The 21,493-nt window shown below is 71.8% G+C and carries 17 protein-coding genes and 1 riboswitch; of the genes, 6 read left to right on the top strand and 11 right to left on the bottom strand.

The window, feature by feature from the left end:
• Nucleotides 1–6 precede the first annotated feature (6 nt).
• A complete protein-coding gene (locus ACZ5NH_RS28610; RefSeq protein ID WP_468779219.1) occupies nucleotides 7–300 on the bottom strand; it encodes a hypothetical protein in 294 nt (97 codons plus the stop codon).
• A 29-nt stretch (nucleotides 301–329) separates the two neighbouring features.
• Complete coding sequence (locus tag ACZ5NH_RS28605) at nucleotides 330–3,173, bottom strand: bifunctional acetate--CoA ligase family protein/GNAT family N-acetyltransferase (protein WP_468779217.1); 2,844 nt, start codon at nucleotides 3,171–3,173, stop codon at nucleotides 330–332.
• A gap of 178 nt (nucleotides 3,174–3,351) precedes the next feature.
• Between ACZ5NH_RS28605 and ACZ5NH_RS28600 the strand changes: the two genes are divergently transcribed.
• The gene (locus tag ACZ5NH_RS28600; protein WP_053655224.1) at nucleotides 3,352–3,633 is read left to right on the top strand and encodes an HPr family phosphocarrier protein; all 282 of its coding nucleotides are present in this window, start codon (nucleotides 3,352–3,354) and stop codon (nucleotides 3,631–3,633) included.
• A 147-nt stretch (nucleotides 3,634–3,780) separates the two neighbouring features.
• Here ACZ5NH_RS28600 and ACZ5NH_RS28595 read toward each other — a convergent pair whose 3' ends face one another.
• The 4 genes from ACZ5NH_RS28595 to ACZ5NH_RS28580 form a co-directional block, all read right to left on the bottom strand.
• Nucleotides 3,781–4,467 (bottom strand): GntR family transcriptional regulator, encoded by a 687-nt coding sequence (locus ACZ5NH_RS28595; RefSeq protein ID WP_388624873.1) that lies wholly within the window; start codon nucleotides 4,465–4,467, stop codon nucleotides 3,781–3,783.
• 199 nt (nucleotides 4,468–4,666) lie between these two features.
• Nucleotides 4,667–5,413 (bottom strand): M23 family metallopeptidase, encoded by a 747-nt coding sequence (locus ACZ5NH_RS28590; protein ID WP_468779214.1) that lies wholly within the window; start codon nucleotides 5,411–5,413, stop codon nucleotides 4,667–4,669.
• A 12-nt stretch (nucleotides 5,414–5,425) separates the two neighbouring features.
• Nucleotides 5,426–5,587, bottom strand: a riboswitch (cyclic di-AMP (ydaO/yuaA leader).
• 211 nt (nucleotides 5,588–5,798) lie between these two features.
• Nucleotides 5,799–7,187, bottom strand: coding sequence for a M16 family metallopeptidase (locus ACZ5NH_RS28585; protein WP_451555886.1), 1,389 nt, complete (start codon nucleotides 7,185–7,187; stop codon nucleotides 5,799–5,801).
• The gene (locus ACZ5NH_RS28580) at nucleotides 7,184–8,578 is read right to left on the bottom strand and encodes a M16 family metallopeptidase (protein ID WP_468779212.1); all 1,395 of its coding nucleotides are present in this window, start codon (nucleotides 8,576–8,578) and stop codon (nucleotides 7,184–7,186) included. Before ACZ5NH_RS28580 ends, ACZ5NH_RS28585 begins: the two co-directional genes overlap by 4 nt.
• Before the next feature lie 307 nt (nucleotides 8,579–8,885).
• On the opposite strand from ACZ5NH_RS28580, the gene ACZ5NH_RS28575 reads away from it, so the two are divergent.
• Nucleotides 8,886–11,345: a DNA gyrase/topoisomerase IV subunit A gene (locus ACZ5NH_RS28575; protein WP_468779210.1), complete on the top strand. Its 2,460-nt coding sequence runs from the start codon at nucleotides 8,886–8,888 to the stop codon at nucleotides 11,343–11,345.
• Here ACZ5NH_RS28575 and ACZ5NH_RS28570 read toward each other — a convergent pair.
• On the bottom strand, nucleotides 11,342–12,430 hold the full coding sequence (locus ACZ5NH_RS28570; RefSeq protein WP_468779208.1) for a CobW family GTP-binding protein: 1,089 nt from the start codon (nucleotides 12,428–12,430) through the stop codon (nucleotides 11,342–11,344). The genes ACZ5NH_RS28575 and ACZ5NH_RS28570 overlap by 4 nt on opposite strands.
• Nucleotides 12,431–12,496: 66 nt before the next feature.
• Nucleotides 12,497–13,663, bottom strand: a complete 1,167-nt coding sequence (locus ACZ5NH_RS28565) for a citrate synthase/methylcitrate synthase (protein WP_468779206.1) — start codon at nucleotides 13,661–13,663, stop codon at nucleotides 12,497–12,499.
• A gap of 113 nt (nucleotides 13,664–13,776) precedes the next feature.
• Here ACZ5NH_RS28565 and ACZ5NH_RS28560 point away from each other — a divergent pair, with 113 nt between their 5' ends.
• The 4 genes from ACZ5NH_RS28560 (at nucleotide 13,777) to ACZ5NH_RS28545 (ending at nucleotide 18,515) form a co-directional block, all read left to right on the top strand.
• Nucleotides 13,777–15,060: a citrate synthase gene (locus ACZ5NH_RS28560; RefSeq protein WP_468779204.1), complete on the top strand. Its 1,284-nt coding sequence runs from the start codon at nucleotides 13,777–13,779 to the stop codon at nucleotides 15,058–15,060.
• Between the two features lie 54 nt (nucleotides 15,061–15,114).
• Nucleotides 15,115–16,056: a sucrase ferredoxin gene (locus tag ACZ5NH_RS28555; RefSeq protein ID WP_468779203.1), complete on the top strand. Its 942-nt coding sequence runs from the start codon at nucleotides 15,115–15,117 to the stop codon at nucleotides 16,054–16,056.
• 102 nt (nucleotides 16,057–16,158) lie between these two features.
• Entirely contained in the window at nucleotides 16,159–17,838 is a 1,680-nt protein-coding gene (locus tag ACZ5NH_RS28550) for an ATP-binding protein (RefSeq protein ID WP_468779201.1), read from the top strand.
• Nucleotides 17,835–18,515 (top strand): response regulator, encoded by a 681-nt coding sequence (locus ACZ5NH_RS28545; protein ID WP_468779199.1) that lies wholly within the window; start codon nucleotides 17,835–17,837, stop codon nucleotides 18,513–18,515. Before ACZ5NH_RS28550 ends, ACZ5NH_RS28545 begins: the two co-directional genes overlap by 4 nt.
• 24 nt (nucleotides 18,516–18,539) lie before the next feature.
• Here ACZ5NH_RS28545 and ACZ5NH_RS28540 read toward each other — a convergent pair whose 3' ends face one another.
• From ACZ5NH_RS28540 to ACZ5NH_RS28530, 3 genes are all read right to left on the bottom strand, one after another.
• Nucleotides 18,540–19,598: an ABC transporter substrate-binding protein gene (locus tag ACZ5NH_RS28540; RefSeq protein ID WP_468779197.1), complete on the bottom strand. Its 1,059-nt coding sequence runs from the start codon at nucleotides 19,596–19,598 to the stop codon at nucleotides 18,540–18,542.
• A 142-nt stretch (nucleotides 19,599–19,740) separates the two neighbouring features.
• Nucleotides 19,741–20,619: an ABC transporter permease gene (locus ACZ5NH_RS28535; RefSeq protein WP_388624904.1), complete on the bottom strand. Its 879-nt coding sequence runs from the start codon at nucleotides 20,617–20,619 to the stop codon at nucleotides 19,741–19,743.
• Entirely contained in the window at nucleotides 20,609–21,424 is an 816-nt protein-coding gene (locus ACZ5NH_RS28530; RefSeq protein ID WP_388624907.1) for an ABC transporter ATP-binding protein, read from the bottom strand. Before ACZ5NH_RS28530 ends, ACZ5NH_RS28535 begins: the two co-directional genes overlap by 11 nt.
• Nucleotides 21,425–21,493 lie beyond the last annotated feature (69 nt).

The following is a 21,493-nucleotide window of genomic DNA, read 5'->3' as shown; positions in this document are numbered from 1 at the left end:
TCCATCCTAATCCGTGGGCATGGGGGGTCCGGGCCAGTCACGAAGACCGGGGTCCGCCTGCGCACGCGCGCGTGGGCGCCGCGGGACGAGCCCCGGCAGGATGTCCAGCCCCTGCGTGGCGATCAGGCAGGAGACGGGTTCGGGTCCGCCGCCGTCCGCCTCGAACGCCACCACGACGGGCAGCGTTTCGCCCAGCGCTCGCCGCAGCCGTGCCGCCTCCTCGGCGGCGGGCTCACGGAAGACGGGGCCCTGGAAGGCGGACGCGCACGAGACGAAGCCCGGGGCGGTGAAGACGATCATGCGGTCCCCCTCCCCTGATCAGCAGGTGATCAGTAGGCCGGCATCGTGCGCGGGCCCAGGTCGTCGCGGGCCGGTGGCGGCGCGAGCCGTACCGTGGCGCTGAGGACGCTCACGCCGTGCGGGGCGACGACGACCGGTTCCAGGGTGACGGCGACCACCTCCGGATGATCGTCGACCAGCCGGGACACCCGCAGCAGCAGTTCCTCCAGCGCCGGGGTGTCGACGGGCGTGGAGCCGCGCCAGCCGAACAGCAGCGGCGCCGTACGGATCGACCGCACCAGCGAGGCCGCCTCCCGGTCGGTGACCGGGACCAGGCGGTGCGCCATGTCGCCGAGCAGCTGGGAGGCGGCCCCGGCGAGTCCGAAGGACAGCACGGCCCCGGCCGCCGGGTCGATCACGGCCCGTACGACGGTGTCGACGCCGCGCGGTGCCATGCCCTGCACCACCGGCCGCAGCTCCTCCGGCTTGCCGAACAGCTCGGTCAACTCGGCGTACGCCCGGCGCAGTTGCTCCTCGTCCGCGAGGTCGAGGCGCACGCCGCCCAGGTCGGCGCGGTGTCTGAGGTGCGGGGCGGTGGCCTTGAGGGCGACCGGGTAGCCGAGGGCGCGGGCGGCTTCGGCGGCGGCGTCGGCAGTGGGTGCGGGCAGCGCGCGCCGCACGGGGATGCCGTACTTGCCGAGCAGCTCGCAGGTCTCCGCGTCGGAGATCGTGAGCCCTTCCCCGCGCGCGAGCAGCTCACCGATCAGCCGCGCGGCCCCCTTCTCGTCGATGTCGTCGTACTCGGGCACCTTCCCCGGGTCCATGGCCTCCCGCCGCCACTGCCCGTACTTGACGGCTTCGGCCAACGCCCGCACGGCACGTTCGGCGGCGGGGTAGGCGGGGATGAGGTGCATGCCCTCCGGAGGACTGGCCGCACCCGCTCCCGCGGTGGGCAGGCGTTCCGCAGCGCGGAACAGGCGGGCACCGCCCTCGGTGCCGGGTGCCTTGTCAACGGCCGCGGGTGCGGTGCTGGCCGCAGCCGACAACGCCTCCGCAAGCCCCCCGAGCTCCACATGCACCACCAGCACCGGCTTCCCCGGAATGGCAGCCGCGGCCGACCGCAACGCCTCCGCCAGCTCCGCATCCCCCGGCGACGCTTCCCCGATCGCGGGGATCGCCGTCACCACGACGGAGTCGCACGACTCGTCGGCCAGCGCAGCTCCCAGTGCCCGATGGAAGTCCTCCGCCGTCGCCCCCGTCGTCAGGTCCAGCGGACGCGAAGGCCGCAGCCCCTCCGCCAGACACCGGTCGTACGTCAGCACGCCCAGCGACTCCGAGTTCCCCAGGATCGCCACCCTCGGCCCCGCCGGCAGCGGCTGCCGGGCGAGCAGCAGCCCCGCGTCGACCAGCTCGGTGATCGTGTCGACCCGGATCACCCCGGCCTGCCGCAGCAGCGCGGAGACGGTGGCGTGCGGCAGCCGGGTGGCCCGCACCGCGTGTCCCTGCGGGGCGGACCCGTCCCCCTGCACCACGACCAGCGGCTTCGCCGCCGCCGTCCGGCGCGCGAGGCGCGTGAACTTGCGCGGGTTACCGATGGACTCCAGGTACATGAGGACGACGTCGGTCTCGGGGTCGTCGTACCAGTACTGGAGGACGTCGTTGCCGGAGACGTCCGCGCGGTTGCCGGCGGAGACGAAGGTGGACACGCCGGTGACCCCGGTGACCCCTCCGCCGCGCCGGTGCAGCCGGGACAGCAGGGCGATGCCGATGGCACCGGACTGGGCGAACATCCCGATGCGGCCGGGGCGGGGCATCTCCGGGGCGAGGGAGGCGTTGAGGCGCACGTCGGGCGCGGTGTTGATGATCCCGAAGGCGTTCGGGCCGATGATCCGCATGCCGTACGCGCGTGCCTGCCGCACGAGGGCCCGCTGCCGCTCGCGCCCCTCGGGCCCGCTCTCGGCGTACCCGGCGGAGAGCACGACGAGCCCCTGCACCCCGTGTTCCCCGCACTCGGCGACCACGGCGGGCACGTGCTCGGCCGGTACGGCGACCACGGCGAGGTCCACCGGACCGCCGATGTCCCGCACGCGCCGGTAGGCCGGCACCCCGTCGACCTCGCCGAGGCCCTCCGGGAAGGCGTTGTTCACGGCGTGCAGCAGGCCGCCGTAGCCGGCGTCCCGGATGTTGCCGAGGACGCTGCGGCCCACGCCGCCGGGGGCGCGGCCGACGCCGACGACCGCCACCGAGCCGGGCATGAGCAGGCGCCGTACCGAGCGCGCCTCGGCGCGCTGCTCGCGCGCTCGCTGCACGGCGAGGGAGCGGTCGGTGGGTTCGAGGTCGAACTCCAGGCGGACGACGCCGTCCTCGAAGCTGCGCTTCTGGGTGTAGCCGGCGTCCGTGAACACCTTGATCATCTTGGTGTTGGCGGGCAGCACCTCGGCGGCGAAGCGGCGGATGCCGCGCTCGCGGGCGACCGCCGCGATGTGTTCCAGCAGGGCGGAGGCGACCCCGCGGCCCTGGTGCGCGTCCTGCACCAGGAAGGCGACCTCGGCCTCGTCGGCGGGCGCGGAGGCGGGCATGCCGTCGGCGCCGATGCGGTCATAGCGTACGGTGGCGATGAACTCGCCGCCGATGGTGGCCGCGAGTCCCACCCGGTCCACAAAGTCGTGGTGCGTGAAGCGGTGGACGTCCTTGGCGGAGAGTCTGGGGTACGGCGCGAAGAAGCGGTAGTACTTCGACTCGTCCGAGACCTGCTCGTAGAAGCTGACCAGGCGGTCGGCGTCATCAACGGTGATGGGCCTGATGCGCGCGGTACCACCGTCGCGCAGCACCACGTCCGCCTCCCAGTGGGCGGGGTACTGGTGCCGGTCCTGCCGGTCCGCCGAGGTCTGCATGGGCCCCAGAGTACGGCTCGCGTCCGACAACGGCGCAGGGCAGTCTGTGGAGGACGGAAGCCGGAACCGAGGCCGCGGTTCCGACGCCACGCCGGGCGGACGAAGGTCCGCTCCGGGGCATGCTTCGCGATATGGGAAACTGGTCTAGACAACCCTGAAGACTGAAGGGCAGCAACACATGGCTGAGCGCCGCGTCAACGTCGGCTGGGCCGAGGGCCTCCACGCCCGCCCCGCCTCCATCTTCGTCCGAGCCGCCACGGCCGCAGGCGTCCCGGTGACGATCGCCAAGGCTGACGGCAACCCCGTCAACGCGGCCTCCATGCTGGCTGTCCTGGGCCTGGGCGCCCAGGGCGGCGAGGAGATCGTGCTGGCCTCCGACGCCGAGGGTGCGGACGTCGCCCTCGACCGTCTGGCCAAGCTGGTCGCCGAGGGCCTCGAGGAACTGCCCGAGACGGTCTGAACAGCAGCACGCTGACACACCGGAGCCGCGTCGCCCTTTTCGGGCGGCGCGGCTCTGCGTTTCCGGGCTCTTTGCGCGCACACCGGAATTGAGGCAGCGGGAAATACTGCGCAGCCGAATACCTCTTCTTTGTATACGGCGCCCGTGTTAATGCCGCAGGCCCGACATGTTTACGGCATGTTGCGAAGTCCTCACACGCTCGCCGGCCCCGGAAAAGCGCAGCCGGTGCACGGCCGTCGCGCGCTCGGTGTGCAGCGCCGTGAGCGCCCGCGCACGCTCCCCGTCGCCGCGCGCCACCGCGTCGACGATGGCGCCGTGCTCCGTCCAGTAGTCCACCGGGCTCGACGGCGCCTCCACCGCGTACATCCAGGCGATCTTGTGCCGAAGCTGGCTGAGCATCGCGGTCAGCGAGGGGCTGCCCGAGGCCTGGGCGAGCGTCTCGTGGAACCAGCCGCCCAGCGACCGCAGATCGTCGCTGCTGCCCCTGCGGGCCCGCTCCTGGCCCAGCCTGACCAGGCCGCGCAGCACCTTCAGATGGGCCTCGGTGCGCCGCTGGGCGGCCCTGGCGGCCCCGAGCGGCTCCAGCAGCAGGCGCATCTCCAGCAGGTCGGCGGCCTCCTGCTCGGTCGGCTCGGCCACGCACGCGCCCGCGTGCCGGCGGGTCACCACGAAGCCCTCGGCCTCCAGGGTGCGCAGGGCCTCGCGGACGGGGACGCGCGAGACGCCGTAGCGGCGGGCCAGGACTTCCTCGGTCAGCCGGCCGCCGCGCTCGTAGACCCCCGCGACGATGTCGTCCCGGATGGCCGTGCACACCGAGTGCGCCGGAATACGCATGACCGACCTCCGCTTTAATCCCCGTGAAACGTCGACGATGGACGCCTGTTCCGTGACTCTATTCCAATGAGCCGGAATTTCCGACGGCGGGCCGGAATCCATGGATATTTTTTGGTCAGCGGATCGGGTGGCGCCCGTGAAAAGACGACGAAAGCCCCGGCTCGGTGAGCCGGGGCTTCGCATGCCAGGCGATGAGGCGTCAGACGTTCACGCCGTGCTTGCGGAGGTAGGCGACGGGGTCGACGTCCGAGCCGTAGTCGGGGGTCGTACGGGCCTCGAAGTGCAGGTGCGGGCCCGTGGTGTTGCCGGTCGCGCCGGACAGGGCGATCTGCTGGCCCGGCGTGACCTGCTGGCCCACCGAGACGCCGATCGACGACAGGTGGCCGTACTGGGTGTACATGCCGTCGGCCATCCTGATCACGATCTGGTTGCCGTACGCGCCGCCCCAGCCGGTGGAGACGACGGTGCCGGAGCCGACCGCGTGCACCGGGGTGCCGCTCGCCGCGTGGAAGTCGATGCCGGTGTGCGTGCCGGAGGACCACAGCGAGCTGCTCGCCTTGTAGCCGGTGGAGACGTAGGAGTTCGCGATCGGGGCGACGAAGGTGCTCATCAGGCGCTTGCGCTCGGCCTCCCGGGCGGCGCGGGCCCTGGCCTCGCGCTCCTCCTTCGCCCTCTTCGCCGCGGCCTCCTCGGCCGCCTTGTGCTCGGCGGCCCGCTGCTGCGCGGCGGCCTGCGCGTCGATGTGCTCGGCCACGTCGTCGCTCAGGGTGAGGACCGGCGTGAGGCCGGTCTGCTCCACGGTGTTCTCGGCGGCGAGCGCCGGGGAGGCGGCCAGGGTGCCGATGACACCGGTGGTGGTGAGGGCCGCGATGCCTGCCGCCTGAGCGGTGGTGCGCTTGACCCGGCCGGGCTTGCGGTGCTTCCCGGTGGCGCACATGAACGCCATGGAGTGGCTGGTCCTTTCCTTCCCTCTCGCCTACCGGGTTAGCTGACGGGTTCGGAGCAGGAAGGTCTCCTACGGGTCCCCTCGCGAAGCGCGGGCGCCCGATTCACCCCAGGGACTGCGTGGGTCCCCGGCTCCCCTGGCTCGCGCCGTACGGGGACTCGGCGATGGCTGTCCGGTGCCGCGGGTGCGGCGCACTGCTACCGACGAACAGCCCGGGTGACGCTACGTAAGCCTGCTTTCGAACCCCAAACGGATCCAGGCTTTTGTAGCGCATCCCACAGGGCAGACAGGCAACCTCCGCCTCAAATCGGGCATCCCGGTAAGGGAGTGAGAACGGCAGGGGCCCTGACGGTCCAAAGACCGTCAGGGCCCCACGCGCGTGCGGTTACTCGGCCGCCACGACCGTCACTTCACCGATGCCGAGTGCCTCCACCGGTGCCTTGATCTGGGAGGCGTCACCGACGAGGACGGTCACCAGACGGTCCACCGGGAAGGCGTTCACCACGGCCGCCGTGGCCTCCACCGTGCCCGTCGCGGCCAGCTGCTGATAGAGCGTCGCCTGGAAGTCGTCGGGCAGGTACTGCTCGACCTGGTCGGCCAGCGTGCTCGCGACGGCCGCCGCGGTCTCGTACTTCAGCGGCGCCACCCCGACGAGGTTCTGCACGGCCACGTCCCGCTCGGCGTCGGTCAGACCGTCCGCCGCGAGGGTGCGCAGCACCTTCCACAGGTCCTCCAGCGCCGGGCCGGTGTTGGGGGTGTCCACGGAGCCGCTGATGGCGAGCATCGAGGCGCCCGTGCCGTCCGGTGCGGACCGGAGGACCTGGCCGAAGGAGCGCACACCGTAGGTGTAGCCCTTCTCCTCGCGCAGGACCCGGTCCAGGCGGGAGGTGAGGGTGCCGCCGAGGCAGTAGGTGCCGAGCACCTGGGCGGGCCACACCCGGTCGTGCCGGTCGGGGCCGACGCGGCCGATGAGCAGCTGCGTCTGCACGGCGCCGGGCCGGTCCACGATGACCACGCGCCCGGTGTCGTCGGCGGTCACCGGCGGCACGGGCCGCGGCTCGCCCGGCGTGCCGGTCCAGGCGCCCAGGGTGTCGCCGAGCAGCGCGTCCAGGTCGACCCCGGTAAGGTCGCCGACCACCACCGCGGTGGCCGTGGCGGGGCGTACGTGCCGGCCGTAGAAGGCACGTACGGCGGCGGCGTCGATCTTCTCGACGGTCTCCTCGGTGCCCTGGCGGGGCCGCGACATGCGCGAGGCCACCGGGAACAGCTCCTTGGAGAGCTCCTTGGCGGCCCGGCGGGAGGGGTTGGCCAGCTCGTGCGGGATCTCGTCCAGGCGGTTGCGGACCAGCCGCTCCACCTCGCTGTCGGCGAAGGCGGGCGCGCGCAGCGCGTCGGCGAGCAGGCCGAGGCCCTTGGCCAGGCGCGAGGCGGGGACCTCCAGGCTGAGCCGGACGCCGGGGTGGTCGGCGTGCGAGTCCAGCGTGGCGCCCGCGCGCTCCAGCTCGGCGGCGAACTCCTCGGCGGAGTGCTTGTCGGTGCCCTCGGAGAAGGCCCGCGCCATGATCGTGGCGACGCCGTCCAGGCCGGCCGGCTCGGCGTCCAGGGGCGCGTCCAGCAGCACCTCGACGGCGACGACCTGCTGGCCGGGGCGGTGGCAGCGCAGCACGGTCAGGCCGTTGTCGAGCGCGGTGCGCTCGGGCGCCGGGAACGCCCAGGGCCTGGCCTCGCCGGCCTGCGGCTGGGGATGGAAGTCCATGGTGGCGAGCTCGGTCACTTGGCCGTCTCCTCGTTCTCGTTACCGGCCTCTACGGTGGCTTCCTGCTCCGGGTCCTCGGGAACGTCGGCGTCCGGGGCCTGCTCCGGGGACTTCGGCTCATACACCAGGACCGCCCGGTTGTCGGGGCGCAGACGGGCCTGGGCGACCTCCTGGACCTCCTGGGGGGTCACCTCCAGGACGCGCTTGACGGCGGTGAGGGCGAGCTGCGGGTCGCCGAACAGGACGGCGTACCGGCACAGTTCGTCGGCGCGGCCGGCGACCGTGCCCAGCCGGTCCAGCCACTCGCGCTCCAACTGGGCCTGGGCGCGCTCCATCTCCTCGGCCGTGGGGCCCTCCTCGGCGAACCGGGCCAGCTCCTCGTCGATGGCGGTCTCGATGACCGGCACCTCGACGTCACCGGAGGTCTTCACGTCCAGCCAGCCCATGGAGGGCGCGCCGGCGAGGCGCAGCAGGCCGAAGCCGGCCGCGACGGCCGTACGGTCGCGGCGGACCAGCCGGTTGTACAGGCGGGAGGACTCGCCGCCGCCGAGGATGGTCAGGGCGAGATCGGCGGCGTCGCACGCGCGCGTGCCGTCGTGCGGAAGGCGGTAGGCGGCCATCAGGGCGCGCGCCGGAACCTCCTCGACGACGACCTCGCGCTTCTGCTCGCCGATGACGTCCGGCAGGGAGCCCTCGCGAGGGGCGGCCTTGCCGTCGTGGGACGGGATGGAACCGAAGTACTTCTCGATCCAGGCGAGGGTCTGCTTGGGGTCGATGTCGCCGACCACGGAGAGCACCGCGTTGTTCGGCGCGTAGTAGGTGCGGAAGAACTGGCGGGCGTCCTCCAGGGTGGCCGCGTCCAGGTCCGCCATCGAGCCGATCGGCGTGTGGTGGTAGGGGTGGCCCTCCGGGTACGACAGGGCGGTCAGCTTCTCGAAGGCGGTGCCGTAGGGCACGTTGTCGTAGCGCTGGCGGCGCTCGTTCTTGACGACGTCCCGCTGGTTCTCCATGGACTCGTCGTCCAGGGCGGCCAGCAGCGAGCCCATGCGGTCGGCCTCCAGCCAGAGCGCCAGCTCCAGCTGGTGGGCGGGCATGGTCTCGAAGTAGTTGGTGCGCTCGAAGCTGGTGGTGCCGTTGAGCGAGCCGCCGGCGCCCTGCACCAGCTCGAAGTGACCGTTGCCCTTGACCTGCGCCGAGCCCTGGAACATCAGGTGCTCGAAAAGGTGAGCCAGGCCGGTACGCCCCTTGACTTCGTGGCGGGAGCCGACGTCGTACCAGAGGCAGACCGCCGCCACCGGGGTCAGGTGGTCCTCGGAGAGCACCACGCGCAGACCGTTGGCCAGGCGGTGCTCGGTCGCTGTCAGGCCCCCGGAGCCTGCCTCGGCTGTGGTCGTGTGACCCATGGGCATGTACATCCCTTCGCGAGCGGAGGCGGTTGTGAAAACCGCGGTTTTCCTGCCGTTCCTGCCACTGTATGCAAACCGTGCGGGGCCTCGGCGAAGTTCCCGCGGGACGTACGCCCACAGCGGATCGCGTAGCCTGCGACTCGCGTGCCCGCAGGACGGCCGGCGGGCACTGTGCGGTGCCGGTCCGGTGCGCCTTGCGGTGCCGGGCGGACCGTGGAAGACCGGGCCATGGCCCCGGTTGTCAGTGCCGCGGTCCACAATGGTCCGCGTCAGATCCATCAAACGCTTCAGTAGCAAGGAGCCGGCAGCGATGGCCCGCCGCAGCACGAAGACCCCGCCGCCCGACGATTCGTACGAGGAGAAGATCCTCGACATCGACGTCGTGGACGAGATGCGTGGCTCCTACCTCGAGTACGCGTACTCGGTCATCTACTCGCGCGCCCTGCCGGACGCCCGTGACGGCCTCAAGCCGGTGCACCGCCGGATCGTGTACCAGATGAACGAGATGGGCCTGCGCCCCGACCGCGGCTATGTGAAGTGCGCGCGTGTCGTCGGCGAGGTCATGGGCAAGCTGCACCCGCACGGCGACGCGTCGATCTACGACGCCCTGGTGCGCATGGCCCAGCCCTTCTCCATGCGCGTGCCGCTGGTCGACGGCCACGGCAACTTCGGCTCGCTGGGCAACGACGACCCGCCGGCCGCCATGCGGTACACGGAGTGCCGGCAGGCCGAGGCGACGAGCCTGATGACCGAGTCGATCGACGAGGACACGGTCGACTTCGCGCCGAACTACGACGGCCAGGAGCGGGAGCCGGTGGCGCTGCCCGCCGCCTTCCCGAACTTGCTGGTCAACGGCTCCTCGGGCATCGCGGTCGGCATGGCGACGAACATGCCGCCGCACAACCTGCGCGAGGTCATCGCGGCCGCCCGCCACCTGATCAGGCACCCGAACGCGGACCTGGACGCGCTCATGAAGCACGTCCCGGGCCCGGACCTGCCCACCGGCGGCCGGATCGTCGGCCTGGACGGCATCCGGGACGCGTACGCGACGGGCCGCGGCACCTTCAAGATGCGCGCGACGGTCTCGGTCGAGGCGGTGACCGCCCGCCGCAAGGGCCTGGTCATCACGGAACTGCCCTTCGCGGTCGGCCCGGAGAAGGTCATCGCGAAGATCAAGGACCTGGTCAACAGCAAGAAGGTCCAGGGCATCGCCGACGTCAAGGACCTGACCGACCGCGAGCACGGCCTGCGCCTGGTCATCGAGGTCAAGAACGGCTTCGTGCCGGAGGCGATCCTGGAGCAGCTGTACAAGCTGACCCCGATGGAGGAGTCCTTCGGCATCAACAATGTCGCGCTGGTGGACGGCCAGCCGCTCACGCTGGGCCTGAAGGAGCTGCTGGAGGTCTATCTCGACCACCGCTTCGACGTGGTGCGGCGCCGCAGCGAGTTCCGCCGCGGCAAGAGGCGCGACCGGCTGCACCTGGTCGAGGGTCTGCTGACGGCGCTGGTCGACATCGACGAGGTCATCCGGCTGATCCGGTCCAGCGAGAACTCCGCGCAGGCCAAGGAGCGCCTGATGCAGCGCTTCTCGCTGAGCGAGATCCAGACGCAGTACATCCTCGACACGCCGCTGCGCCGGCTCACCAAGTACGACCGCATCGAGCTGGAGGCGGAGAAGGACAGGCTCACCGCGGAGATCGCGGAGCTGACCCGGATCCTGGAGTCCGACGCGGAGCTGCGCAAACTGGTTTCGAACGAACTGGCCGCCGTGACCAAGAAGTTCGGCACCGACCGGCGTACGGTCCTGCTGGAGTCCGCGGGCGCCCCGGTGGCGGCGGTGCCGCTGCAGGTGGCCGACGACCCGTGCCGGGTGCTGCTGTCCTCGACGGGGCTGCTGGCCCGTACGGCGACGGCGGAGCCGTTCCCGGAGGAGGCCGGCGGGAAGCGCGTCAAGCACGACGTGATCGTCTCGGCGGTCCCGGCGACCGCGCGCGGCGAGATCGGCGCGGTGACCTCGGCGGGCCGGCTGCTGCGCATCAACGTGGTCGACCTGCCCCAGCTGCCGGAGACGGCGACCGCGCCGAACCTCTCCGGAGGCGCGCCGCTGGCGGAGTTCGTCTCCCTGGAGGACGACGAGACGGTGGTCTGCCTGACCACGCTCGACGAGTCGTCCCCGGGCCTGGCGCTCGGCACCGAGCAGGGCGTCGTCAAGCGCGTGGTGCCCGACTACCCGTCCAACAAGGACGAGTTGGAGGTCATCACGCTGAAGGAGGGCGACCGGATCGTCGGCGCGGTGGAGCTGCGCACCGGTGAGGAGGACCTGGTCTTCATCACCGACGACGCGCAGCTGCTGCGCTTCCAGGCGTCCATCGTGCGCCCGCAGGGCCGTCCGGCGGGCGGTATGGCGGGCATCAAGCTCACCGAGGGCGCGAAGGTCATCTCCTTCACGGCGGTCGACCCGGCGGCCGACGCGGTGGTGTTCACGGTCGCGGGCTCGCGCGGCACGCTGGACGACTCGGTGCAGACGACCGCCAAGCTGACGCCGTTCGACCAGTACCCGCGCAAGGGCCGGGCCACGGGCGGTGTGCGCTGCCAGCGGTTCCTGAAGGGCGAGGACTGTCTGTCGCTGGCCTGGGCGGGCGCGGTTCCCGCGCGCGCGGCGCAGAAGAACGGCACCCCGGTGGACCTGCCGGAGCCGGACCCGCGCCGGGACGGTTCGGGCACGTCGCTGCCGAAGACGGTGGCGGTGGTCGCGGGACCGGTGCTCTAGGCGGGCGGATCTTCCAGGTCCGCCTCGTCGGGGCCTTGGACATAGCGCAGGACGCCCCACATGCCGTGTTCGTCGGCGTGTGGGGCGTCGTTCCGGCACCCCTTGAGCTCCTGGCCGAGGGCCTCGCCGTCGATGCCGGAGCCGATCAGCACGAGCTGGGTGAGACGGTCGCCGGCAGCGGCCCAGGGCTCCGGGTAGAAGCGCAGGAACCGGCCGACGGCGTGTACGGCGTACCGGTTGCGCGTGTCGTACGACCCGAAGTCCACATGGCCCTTGATCCGGTACAGCCCCTCTGGCCGGCTGTCCAGGAACCGCATGAGCCGGCGGGGTTCCAGGGGGACCTCCGAGGTGAAGGACAGGCTGTCGTAGCCGGTGTGCAGATGACCGGCGTGCTCGTCGTCCCCGGTGTGCTCGTGGAGGTCGTCGAAGGACAGCTGCCCGATCCGCTCCTCGCTCGGCCTGCAGTCGAAGAGGAACTCGGGGTCGATACGGCCGTAGGTGGCGGGGACGACGGCAGCCCGGTCGGTGAGCGAGCGGACGAGGGCCAGCACCCCGTCGGCGTCGTCCGCGCGGTCCAGCTTGTTGACGACGACGAGGTCGGCGAGCGCCAGGTGCCGGTCGATCTCGGGGTGCTTCGCGCGCGTGTCGTCGAACTCGGCGGCGTCCACGACCTCGACCAGGCCGCCGTAGACGACTCTCGGGTGCTCGCCGGCCAGCACCATCCGCACGAGTTCCTGTGGCTCGGCGAGCCCGCTGGCCTCGATGACGATCACGTCGATGCCGGTGCCCGGGTCGGCGAGCCGCTCCAGATAGCGGTCGAGTTCGCTTGCGTCGACGGCACAGCACAGGCAGCCGTTGCCGAGCGAGACGGTCGAGTCGCCGAGGGCTCCCGCGACGGCCATCGCGTCGATCTCGATGGCCCCGAAGTCGTTGACGATCGCCCCGATCCGGCTGCCTCCGCTGCGGTGCAGGAGGTGGTTGAGGAGTGTGGTCTTCCCGGAGCCGAGGAAACCGGCGAGCACGACGACCGGGATCTGCTGCGGGCTACGGCTGCTGTCCGGGCTGTTCGCCAGGCTGTTCCCCAACGGGCGACCTCTCTCGTGCGGACCGACTGCCGGTCCAGGATAGGAGGGGCGCCTGGGGCGGGTGCGTCAGCCGACGACCGGCACCGCGACCGGCGGCGTCGGCCCCACGTACCGCGCGACCGGCCGGATGATCTTCGAGTCGGCCGCCTGTTCCAGGATGTTGGCGCTCCAGCCCACCACCCGCGCCGCGGCGAACGTGGGAGTGAACATCTCGCGGGGCAGTCCGCAGAGTTCCATGACCACGCCGGCGTAGAACTCGACGTTGGTGTGGAGTTCGCGGCCGGGCTTGAGCTCGGCGAGGATCGCCTCGACGCGGCGTTCGACCTCCACCGCGAAGTCCACCCGCGGTCCGCCGAAGCTCTGGGCGATCTCCCGCAGCATCCGGGAACGGGGGTCCTCCGTGCGGTAGATGGCGTGTCCGAAGCCCATGATCCGGTCGCCGGCGAACACCCGCTCGCGGATCCAGGGGTCGATCCGGCCCGGCGTGCCGATGGCGTCCAGGGTGTCCAGGGCCCGGCTGGGCGCGCCTCCGTGCAGCGGTCCGGACAGCGCGCCCACGGCTCCGGTCAGGCAGGCGGCCACGTCGGCCCCGGTGGAGGCGATGACGCGGGCCGTGAAGGTTGATGCATTGAACCCGTGATCAATGGTTGAGATCAGGTATTGCTCGACCGCACGCGCCCGCCGCGGCTCGGGCTCCTCGCCCGTGAGCATGTACAGGTAGTTGGCCGCGTACGGGAGGTCCTCGCGCGGCTCGACCGGCTCGAGGCCCTGCCCGAGCCGGTACAGCGCGGTGAGCAGCGTGGGTACGGCCGCGCAGACGGCCAGGGTGTCGGCGCGGCGCCGGTCGGCGTCGATGTCGTACACCGGCCGGAGTCCGCGGGCCGAGCCGAGCAGGGACAGGGCCGTGCGCAGCCCGGACAGCGGGCCGGAGACGCGGCTCGCCGCGGCGATCCCGGGCAGCGCCGAGGCCACCTCCTCGGGCAGCCGCCGCAGCGCCGCCGCCTCGGCGGTGAAGGCGGCGCGGCGCTCCGCGTCCGGGAGCGTGCCGTGCACAAGGAGGTGCCAGACGTCCTCGAAGCCACGGGTCCGCGCGAGTTCGACGGCCGAGTACTGGCGGTAGTGGTAGAAGCCCTCGCGCCCCCGGACGTCACCGATCTCGGTCTCGGTGACGACGACGCCGGCGAGGCCGCGCGGTGCGTCGATGTACGGGGCCGCGGCCCTGTTGATCGCCATGATTCTCCTCCCTGGACTTGATCCGACTGTCCATGCTTGACGAGTTCCTTGTCAATATTGATTGCATCAACATAGATCGATCAACATATGCAGAGGCGGCTACGGTGACCCCCATGCGCGATCACGAACCCGCTCCCGGCCGTCCCGGGCGCAGGCTGACCACCAAGGAGACCGCCGAACTGCTCGGCGTGAAGCCGGAGACGGTGTACGCGTACGTCAGCCGCGGTCTGCTCAGCAGCAGGCGCGAGCCCGGCGGACGTGCCAGCACCTTCGAGGCGAAGGAGGTCGAGGCCCTCGCCCGGCGCCACCGCCGGGAGGCGGCGGGAACCCCCGGCTCCGCCGGGGACCTGTCCGTCCGGACCCGCCTCACGCTGATCGAGCAGGACCGGTACTACTTCCGGGGCGTGGACGCCGTAGAGCTGGCACTCCGTCACTCCTACGAGGAGGTCGCGGAGTGGCTGTGGACGGGCCGGCTCACCCCGGGCGTGACCTTCTCCGCGCCCGCCCCGACCGTCGAGGTGGCGCGCCGCGCGGTGAACGCGCTGTCCGAACACGCCTCCCCCACCGACCGGCTGCGCGTGGCGGCCGTCGCCGCGGCGGCCGAGGACCCGCTGCGCTTCGACCTGTCCGAAGACACCGTGCTGAACACCGCGCGGATCCTGATCCCCACGCTCGTCGACGCGCTGCCGCCGGTCCGGCGCGACCACAAGGACGACGGCCCGCTCGCCCACCGGCTCTGGGGCCGGCTCACCGGCCACCCCGCCGACGAGGCGTCCCTGCGCGTCCTGGACACCGCGCTCGCCCTGCTCGCCGACCACGATCTGGCCGCCTCCACGCTCGCGGTCCGGGTCGCCGCCTCGGCCCGCGCGCACGCCTACGCGGCCGTCTCGGCCGGGCTCGGCGTCCTGGAGGGCCCGCTGCACGGCGCCGCGAGCGGCAACGCCCACCGCATGCTGCTCGACGTGCTCGACCAGGGCACAGCGGTCCCGGTGATCGCCGACGAGTTGCGCGCGGGCCGCCGGGTCCCGGGGCTCGGCCACCGGCTGTACATCGGCGAGGACCCGCGGGCGAGCGTGCTGTTCGGCCTCCTGGAGCGGGTCCCGCGCGCGGAGTCCGCCCTGCTCGCCGCCCGGGACATCGTCGCCACCACCGCCCGGCGCACCCCGCTGCACGCCAACGTCGACCTGGCCCTGGCGGTGTTCACGGCGTCCAGCGGCATGCCCGCCACGGCCGGCGAGACCATCTTCGCCGTCGCGCGGACCGCGGGCTGGATCGCCCACGCCCTGGAGGAGTACGGCGAGCGCCCGCTGCGCATGCGCCCGGTGGGCCAGTACGTCGGTCCGCGCCCTCCGCAGCCGCTGCCCGAACCGCTCGGCCCCGAAACCCGCCCGGAGTAGGACACCACCACGGCCGGAAGTCGCCCCAGGGAGAGTCAGGTTAGGCTCGCCTCTGTGAGTAGGTGTGCGACCGTTTCCCGGAGCCTCGCCGAGCCCGTTTCCGGTACGGCGGCCACGGCGACGACGTGGCTGCTCCTGGAACAGCCTGGCCCGTGGGGTGCCAAGGCGCTCACTTCGAGCCACCTGGACTCTGCCGTCGGGCGGGCGCTGGAGGCGGCCGCCGAGGGAACCGGCGTACGCGTCGCGCTGATCCGGCGCCCCGGGCGCCATGCCGACCCCGGCACGCGCGCCGTCCGGCAGGTGTACGCCACCCACACCGTGCCGGGTCGCGTCTGGCTGCACAGCGCCACGACCCGCGATCCGCGCCGACTGCTCGGCCTCGACTTCGCCGCCCTCGGAGCGGGCGACCACCGTTCCTTCGGCGCCGCGCTCGGCGGAAGGCCGTACGGCGGCGAGCCGCTCGCGCTCGTGTGCACCAACGGCAAGCGCGACCGCTGCTGTGCTCTCCTGGGCCGTCCCCTCGCCGCCGAACTGTGCGCCTCGGGGGTGCGCGGCGTCTGGGAGGTCACCCACCTGGGTGGCCATCGCTTCTCGCCGACCGTGCTCGTCCTGCCGTACGGCTACGCCTACGGCCGCGCCGAGGCGCACACCATCAAGGAGGCGCTGCACGGCGCGCAGGAGGGGCGCGTGGTGGTCGAGGGGTGCCGCGGCTGCTCCGCCTGGGAACGGCCCGGTCAGGCGGCCGAGCTGGCCGTCCGGTCGGTGGCGGGCGAGTACCGGGCGGGGCTGCTGAGCGTCGTACGGACCGACGGTGCGGCCCCGCGCTGGGAGGTCACCGTCGGACACGCCGACGGCCGCCGCTGGCGGGTGACCGTGGCGCAGGGGGCGTCGCTGCCGCCGCGCCCGGAGAGCTGCGGCGCGGCGGTGCTCGGCACGCCGGCGCGCATGGACGTCGTCGCCGTGCGCGAGCTCAGGCCTACGGCGCCGGCGGGCTGAGCGACCGCCCTCCCACAGCGACCGCCTGTTTCAAGAACTGGTCAAGAGATCCCCACCACATCCCCTGGGGCGCGTCCGGTCACCCCACGTACCGTCATGGGCATGAGTCCCACTCCCCCCGCACGCCGTCTGCGCGTGGGTCTGCCGCGGCGGGTGTTCTCGCAGGTGCTGCTGATGCAGGTGGCGATCGCCGCGGGCGTCGCGGTGCTCGCGACCGGACTGTTCCTGGCACCGCTGAGCAGGCAGCTGGACCAGGAGGCGGAGCACCGCGCGCTGGCCATCGCGCAGACGACGGCCCAGGACCCGCAGATCGCGGAGGGCGTGCTGACCACCTCACCGACCGCGGACGGTCCGGTGCAGAAGGAGGCCGAGCGGATCCGACGGGCCACGCACGCGCAGTACATCGTGGTGATGGACCGGCGGGGCATGCGCTGGTCGCACACCACCCTCGCGGAGATCGGCGGGCATGTCTCCACCAACCCCAGGCCGGCTCTGGCCGGTCATGAGGTCATGGAGATCGACAACGGCACCCTGGGCCGCTCGGCCCGCGGCAAGGTGCCGCTGTACGACACCCACCACCGGATCATCGGGGCGGTCTCGGTCGGTATCGCCTACGACAGCGTGCGGGCGCGGCTGATCAGCGCGATCCCGGGCCTGTTCGCGTACGCCGGGGGTGCTCTCGCGGTGGGCGCGCTGGCCGCCTGGCTGATCTCCCGGCGGGTCCAGCGGCAGACCCGGGACCTGGCCTTCTCCGACATCTCGGCGCTGCTCGCGGAGCGCGAGGCGATGCTGCACGGCATCCGTGAGGGCGTGGTCGCCCTCGACCGCGGCGGCCGTGTCCGCCTGCTCAACGACGAGGCGCGGCGGCTGCTCGGCATCGGCGACGAGGCCGTCGGACGGACCCCGGACGAGGCGCTGGGCGCGGGCCGTACGACGGACGTCCTGGCCGGCCGGGTGACCGGCACCGATCTGCTCACCGTGCGTGGCCAGCGCGTGCTGGTCGCCAACCGTATGCCCACCGACGACGGCGGTGCCGTGGCCACCCTGCGCGACCGCACCGAACTGGAACAGCTGGGGCGCGAACTCGACTCCACGCGCGGGCTGATCGACGCCCTGCGCGCCCAGGACCACGAGCACGCCAACCGCATGCACACCATGCTCGGACTGCTGGAGCTGGAGATGTACGACGACGCCGTGGAGTTCGTCGGCGAGGTGGTCGGCGACCACCGGGCCACCGCCGAGCAGGTCACCGAGAAGATCCAGGATCCCCTGCTGGCGGCGCTGCTGGTCGGCAAGGCGACCGTGGCGGCCGAGCGGGGCGTCGCGCTGTGGGTGTCCGAGCACACCCGGCTGCCCGATCGGCTGATCGATCCGCGCGGTCTGGTCACGGTCGTGGGCAACCTGGTGGACAACGCCCTTGACGCGGTCGCCGGCACGCTGCACGCGCGCGTGGAGGTCGAGTTGCGCACCGAGGGCCGTACGGTCGTCCTCAGGGTGCGCGACACGGGCCCCGGGGTCCCGGCGGATCAGCGCGAGTTGATATTCACCGAGGGCTGGTCCACCAAGAAGCCGCCCGCGCACGGCAAACGGGGCCTCGGGCTCTCGCTGGTGCGCCGGCTCGCCCAACGACAGGGCGGAAGCGCGACGGCGGGCGAGGCGGCCGGTGGCGGCGCGGAGTTCACCGTGGTCCTGCCGGAGGCGCTGACCGAGCCGGAGCTGGAGCCCGCGGTGCCCGAGAAGTCCCTGGGGCCCGCCGCCGTCACCGAGGAGGAGGCCCGATGATCGAGGTCCTGGTCGTGGACGACGACACCCGCGTCGCCCGGGTCAACGCCGCGTACGTGGCGAAGGTGCCGGGATTCCACGTGGCCGGCGAGGCGCACAGCGCCGCCGAGGCGCTGCGGCAGGTGGAGACGCTGCCGCGGCTGGACCTGGTCCTCATGGACCACTACCTGTCCGACGACACCGGCCTCGCGGTCGTCCGCGAGATGCGCCGGCGCGGCCACCAGGCCGACGTGATCATGGTGACGGCGGCGCGGGACGTGTCGACCGTCCAGGCCGCGATGCGCCAGGGGGCGCTGCAGTACCTGGTGAAACCGTTCGCCTTCGCCGGTCTGCGCGCCAAACTGGAGGCATACTCCCAGTTGCGGCGCACACTGGACGGCGGCGGCGAGGCCGAACAGGCGGACGTGGACCGCATCTTCGGCGCGCTGTCCGCGAGGCCGGCGCCCGAACTGCCCAAGGGGCACTCCCCGACGACGGCAGAACTGGTGCGCCAGGCGCTGATGAACGCCGAGGGCCCGCTGTCCGCCCAGGAGATCGCCGAGCGGACCGGGGTGAGCCGGCAGACGGCCCAGCGGTATCTGAAGCTGCTGGAGCGCACCGGACGGGCGCGGCTGACCCTGAAGTACGGCGACGCGGGCCGCCCGGAACACCGTTACGTGTGGGCGACCCGCGGCTGAGCGGACGTCTGTACTTGGCCGCGTCTACTTGGCGGCGTTGACGAACTCGGTGGTGTACGTCTTGCTCAAGTCGACCTTTGCGTTCTTGATGTTCGGGTTGAACGACTTGAGGACCTTCTCAACCGTCTCCGGGCCGCCCTGGGGCATCACGCCGTCGTCGGTGAACATCGGCAGGGTGCTCTTGATGGCCTGGGCGTAGAGCGTCTTGTTGCCCTGGGAGTAGTCGGCGGGCATCTTGGCGGCGATCTCGTCGGCGCTGTGGGTGGACATCCACTTGAGCGTCTTGACGAATGCGTTGACCAACTTCTGGACGGTGTCCTTGTGTCCGTTCACCCAGTCCGTCTGCATGTACAGACTTGACGACGGGTACGGCCCGCCCAGCGCCTTCTGCGAGCCCTCGGGGGTGCGCATGTCGATGAGGACCTTGCCCGCCCTCTTGTCCAGGATCGTCGCGACGGTCGGGTCGGTGGTCATCCCGCCGTCGATCGCCCCCTTCTGGAGGGCCGCGATGAACGTGGGTCCGGCGCCTACGGCGACGGGGGTGAACTCGTTGACCTGCACGCCGTTCTTGACCGCGAGGTACTTGGTGAGGAAGTCGGTGGAGGAACCGAGCCCGGTCACGCCCAGCTTCCGGCCCTTGAAGTCCTTGGGCGACGTGAGGTCGCCGGCCGCCTTGTTCGAGACCACCTCGACCTCGCCGGGCGCGTGCGAGAACTGGACGACCGACTCCACCGACTTGCCCTTGGTCTGGAGGTCGAGGGTGTGGTCGTAGAAGCCGACCGCCCCCTGCACCTGGCCGGAGACGAGCGCGGTCTCGGCCTGGACACCGGCGGGTTCGCTGAGGAGTTGGACATTCAAACCCTCTGCCTGGAAGTAGCCGAGGCGCTGGGTGAGCATCGCGGGCAGATAGATGACCTTGTCCAGGCCGCCGACCATGATCTTGACGGTCTCGCCCTTGCCGCCGCCCCCATCGCTGCCGGTGTCGGCCGTGGAGCTGGCCGCGTCGTTGGCACAGGCGGTGAGCGAGGAGAGCGCCAGCAGGCCGGCTGCGGCCAGGGAGGCGTATCTGGCGGTGTTGCGCATGCGGTTCACGTCCTTGTGAGAGGGCGGTACGGGGAAGGCGTGGGGGACTGGTCCGGGGAGGGGCCCGGGGGCGGCCAGGAGGGCCATGGGTCCCCGGGGGGCGCCAGGCTGGGGCCGGAGATGGATCGGTGAAAGGAGCCGGTCAGCTGTCGGAACCGGAGGGCTTCCAGCGGAAGATGCGGCGCTCGGCGAAGGTCAGCAGCCCCTCGGCGGCGAGGGCGACGACGGCGAGGATGACCATCGCGGCGTAGACGCCGGCTGCGTTGAAGGTGTTCTGCGACTGCGCGACGAGCAGGCCGATGCCCTTGGTCGCGCCGATGTACTCGCCGACGATGGCCCCGATGAGGGCGAAGCCGAAGCTGACGTGGAGGCTGGTGAAGATCCAGGAGGTGGCCGACGGGATGACCACCTGGAGCGTGACACGGCGGTCGCCGGCGCCCAGGATGCGGGCGTTGGCCACCAGGTTGCGGTCCACCTCCCGGGCGCCCTGGAAGGCGTTGAAGAACACCGGGAAGAACACCAGCACGACGGCGGAGGCGACCTTGGAGGACGGCCCGAGCCCGAACCAGATCAGGAAGATCGGTGCCAGGACGATCCTGGGGATCGAGTTGAGCACCTTGATGTATGGACCAAGGACCTCGGCGAGCAAGCCGATCCGCCCAAGTGCAATACCGAGGAGCACACCGGCGACCACACCGATGACCCAGCCGAGCAGTGCCTCGTAGAGCGTGTACCAGATCTGTTCGCCCAGCGAGCCGAGCGCGGTTCCGTGGGTCACCCAGGTCCAGATCTGGTCCCAGATCTTCGACGGCATCGAGAAGTTGAACGGATCGATGACCTTCGCCCGGGACAGTCCCTCCCACAGGCCGAGGACGGCCACCAGCAGCAGCAAGCGCACAACGGCGACGAGAGCCTTGCGACGGCGGGCGGCCTGGGCGCGGGTCTGTGCGCGGTTCGTCTTGTCGGCGGGCTCGGTCGTGGCCGGCGCGACCTGGGCCTCGGGCATGACCTCAGGCGACATGGGCGGCACCCCTCTCACGGGTGATGCGGACCTCTTCGCCGAGGGACTCCCAGATCTCGCGGTAGATCTCGATGAACCGCGGCTCCAGGCGCACCGACTCCACCTTGCGCGGCCGGGGAAGGTCGATCTCGAAGACCTGCTTCACGGTCGCGGGTCCGGCGGTCATCACGACGACCTTGTCGGCGAGCGCGATGGATTCCTCCAGATCGTGGGTGACGAAGACGACGGAGGCGCCCGTGCCCTCCCACAGCTCCAGCAGCTCGTCCGACATCAGGGCCCGGGTCTGCACGTCCAGCGCCGAGAAGGGCTCGTCCATCAGCAGGATCTCGGGGTCGTTGACGAACGTGGCGGCGAGCGCCACGCGCTTGCGCTGACCGCCGGAGAGCTGGTGCGGGTAACGGTCCTCGAAGGCGGCGAGGCCGACGCGGGCCAGCCACTCCCGGGCCTTCTCCTTGGCCTCGGCCTTAGGTACGCCCCGGAAGCGGGGGCCGGCCATGACGTTGGACAGGACCGTGCGCCAGGGGAAGGTGGCGTCCTGCTGGAAGACGAAGCCGACCTTGTCGCCGACGCCGTCGACGGCCTCGCCGGCCACCAGCACCTCGCCCTCGCTGGGCTCCTCCAGGCCGCTGACCAGCGTCAGCGTGGTGGACTTGCCGCAGCCGGTCGGGCCGACGACGGCCACGAACTCACCGCGCTCGACGGTGAGGTCCAGACCGCGCACGGCTGTGTGCAGTCCCCCTGACGGGGTTCTGAAGGTCTTGCTCGCGCCCCGCAGCTCGATGGCGGGGCTGGTGTGTGCGCTCATGGCCCGGGACGGTAGGTGTGGCCCCGGCCACAGCAGGAGTCTTGTGAGCGCAAGCCGTTCTTTTGCTCG

This window comes from Streptomyces sp. NPDC031426 (assembly GCF_055581585.1).
Note: the sequence above shows the minus strand (reverse complement) of the source record. Positions and strands in the feature narration are given on the sequence as shown.

Coding starts and splice junctions, on each gene's coding strand:
- ACZ5NH_RS28545 (WP_468779199.1), top strand. CDS start 17,835: ATGATCGAGGTCCTGGTCGTGGACGACGACACCCGCGTCGCCCGGGTC.
- ACZ5NH_RS28580 (WP_468779212.1), bottom strand. CDS start 8,578: ATGCCCATGGGTCACACGACCACAGCCGAGGCAGGCTCCGGGGGCCTG.
- ACZ5NH_RS28575 (WP_468779210.1), top strand. CDS start 8,886: ATGGCCCGCCGCAGCACGAAGACCCCGCCGCCCGACGATTCGTACGAG.
- ACZ5NH_RS28590 (WP_468779214.1), bottom strand. CDS start 5,413: ATGGCGTTCATGTGCGCCACCGGGAAGCACCGCAAGCCCGGCCGGGTC.
- ACZ5NH_RS28530 (WP_388624907.1), bottom strand. CDS start 21,424: ATGAGCGCACACACCAGCCCCGCCATCGAGCTGCGGGGCGCGAGCAAG.
- ACZ5NH_RS28535 (WP_388624904.1), bottom strand. CDS start 20,619: ATGTCGCCTGAGGTCATGCCCGAGGCCCAGGTCGCGCCGGCCACGACC.
- ACZ5NH_RS28605 (WP_468779217.1), bottom strand. CDS start 3,173: ATGCAGACCTCGGCGGACCGGCAGGACCGGCACCAGTACCCCGCCCAC.
- ACZ5NH_RS28540 (WP_468779197.1), bottom strand. CDS start 19,598: ATGCGCAACACCGCCAGATACGCCTCCCTGGCCGCAGCCGGCCTGCTG.
- ACZ5NH_RS28560 (WP_468779204.1), top strand. CDS start 13,777: ATGCGCGATCACGAACCCGCTCCCGGCCGTCCCGGGCGCAGGCTGACC.
- ACZ5NH_RS28550 (WP_468779201.1), top strand. CDS start 16,159: ATGAGTCCCACTCCCCCCGCACGCCGTCTGCGCGTGGGTCTGCCGCGG.
- ACZ5NH_RS28565 (WP_468779206.1), bottom strand. CDS start 13,663: ATGGCGATCAACAGGGCCGCGGCCCCGTACATCGACGCACCGCGCGGC.
- ACZ5NH_RS28595 (WP_388624873.1), bottom strand. CDS start 4,467: ATGCGTATTCCGGCGCACTCGGTGTGCACGGCCATCCGGGACGACATC.
- ACZ5NH_RS28600 (WP_053655224.1), top strand. CDS start 3,352: ATGGCTGAGCGCCGCGTCAACGTCGGCTGGGCCGAGGGCCTCCACGCC.
- ACZ5NH_RS28610 (WP_468779219.1), bottom strand. CDS start 300: ATGATCGTCTTCACCGCCCCGGGCTTCGTCTCGTGCGCGTCCGCCTTC.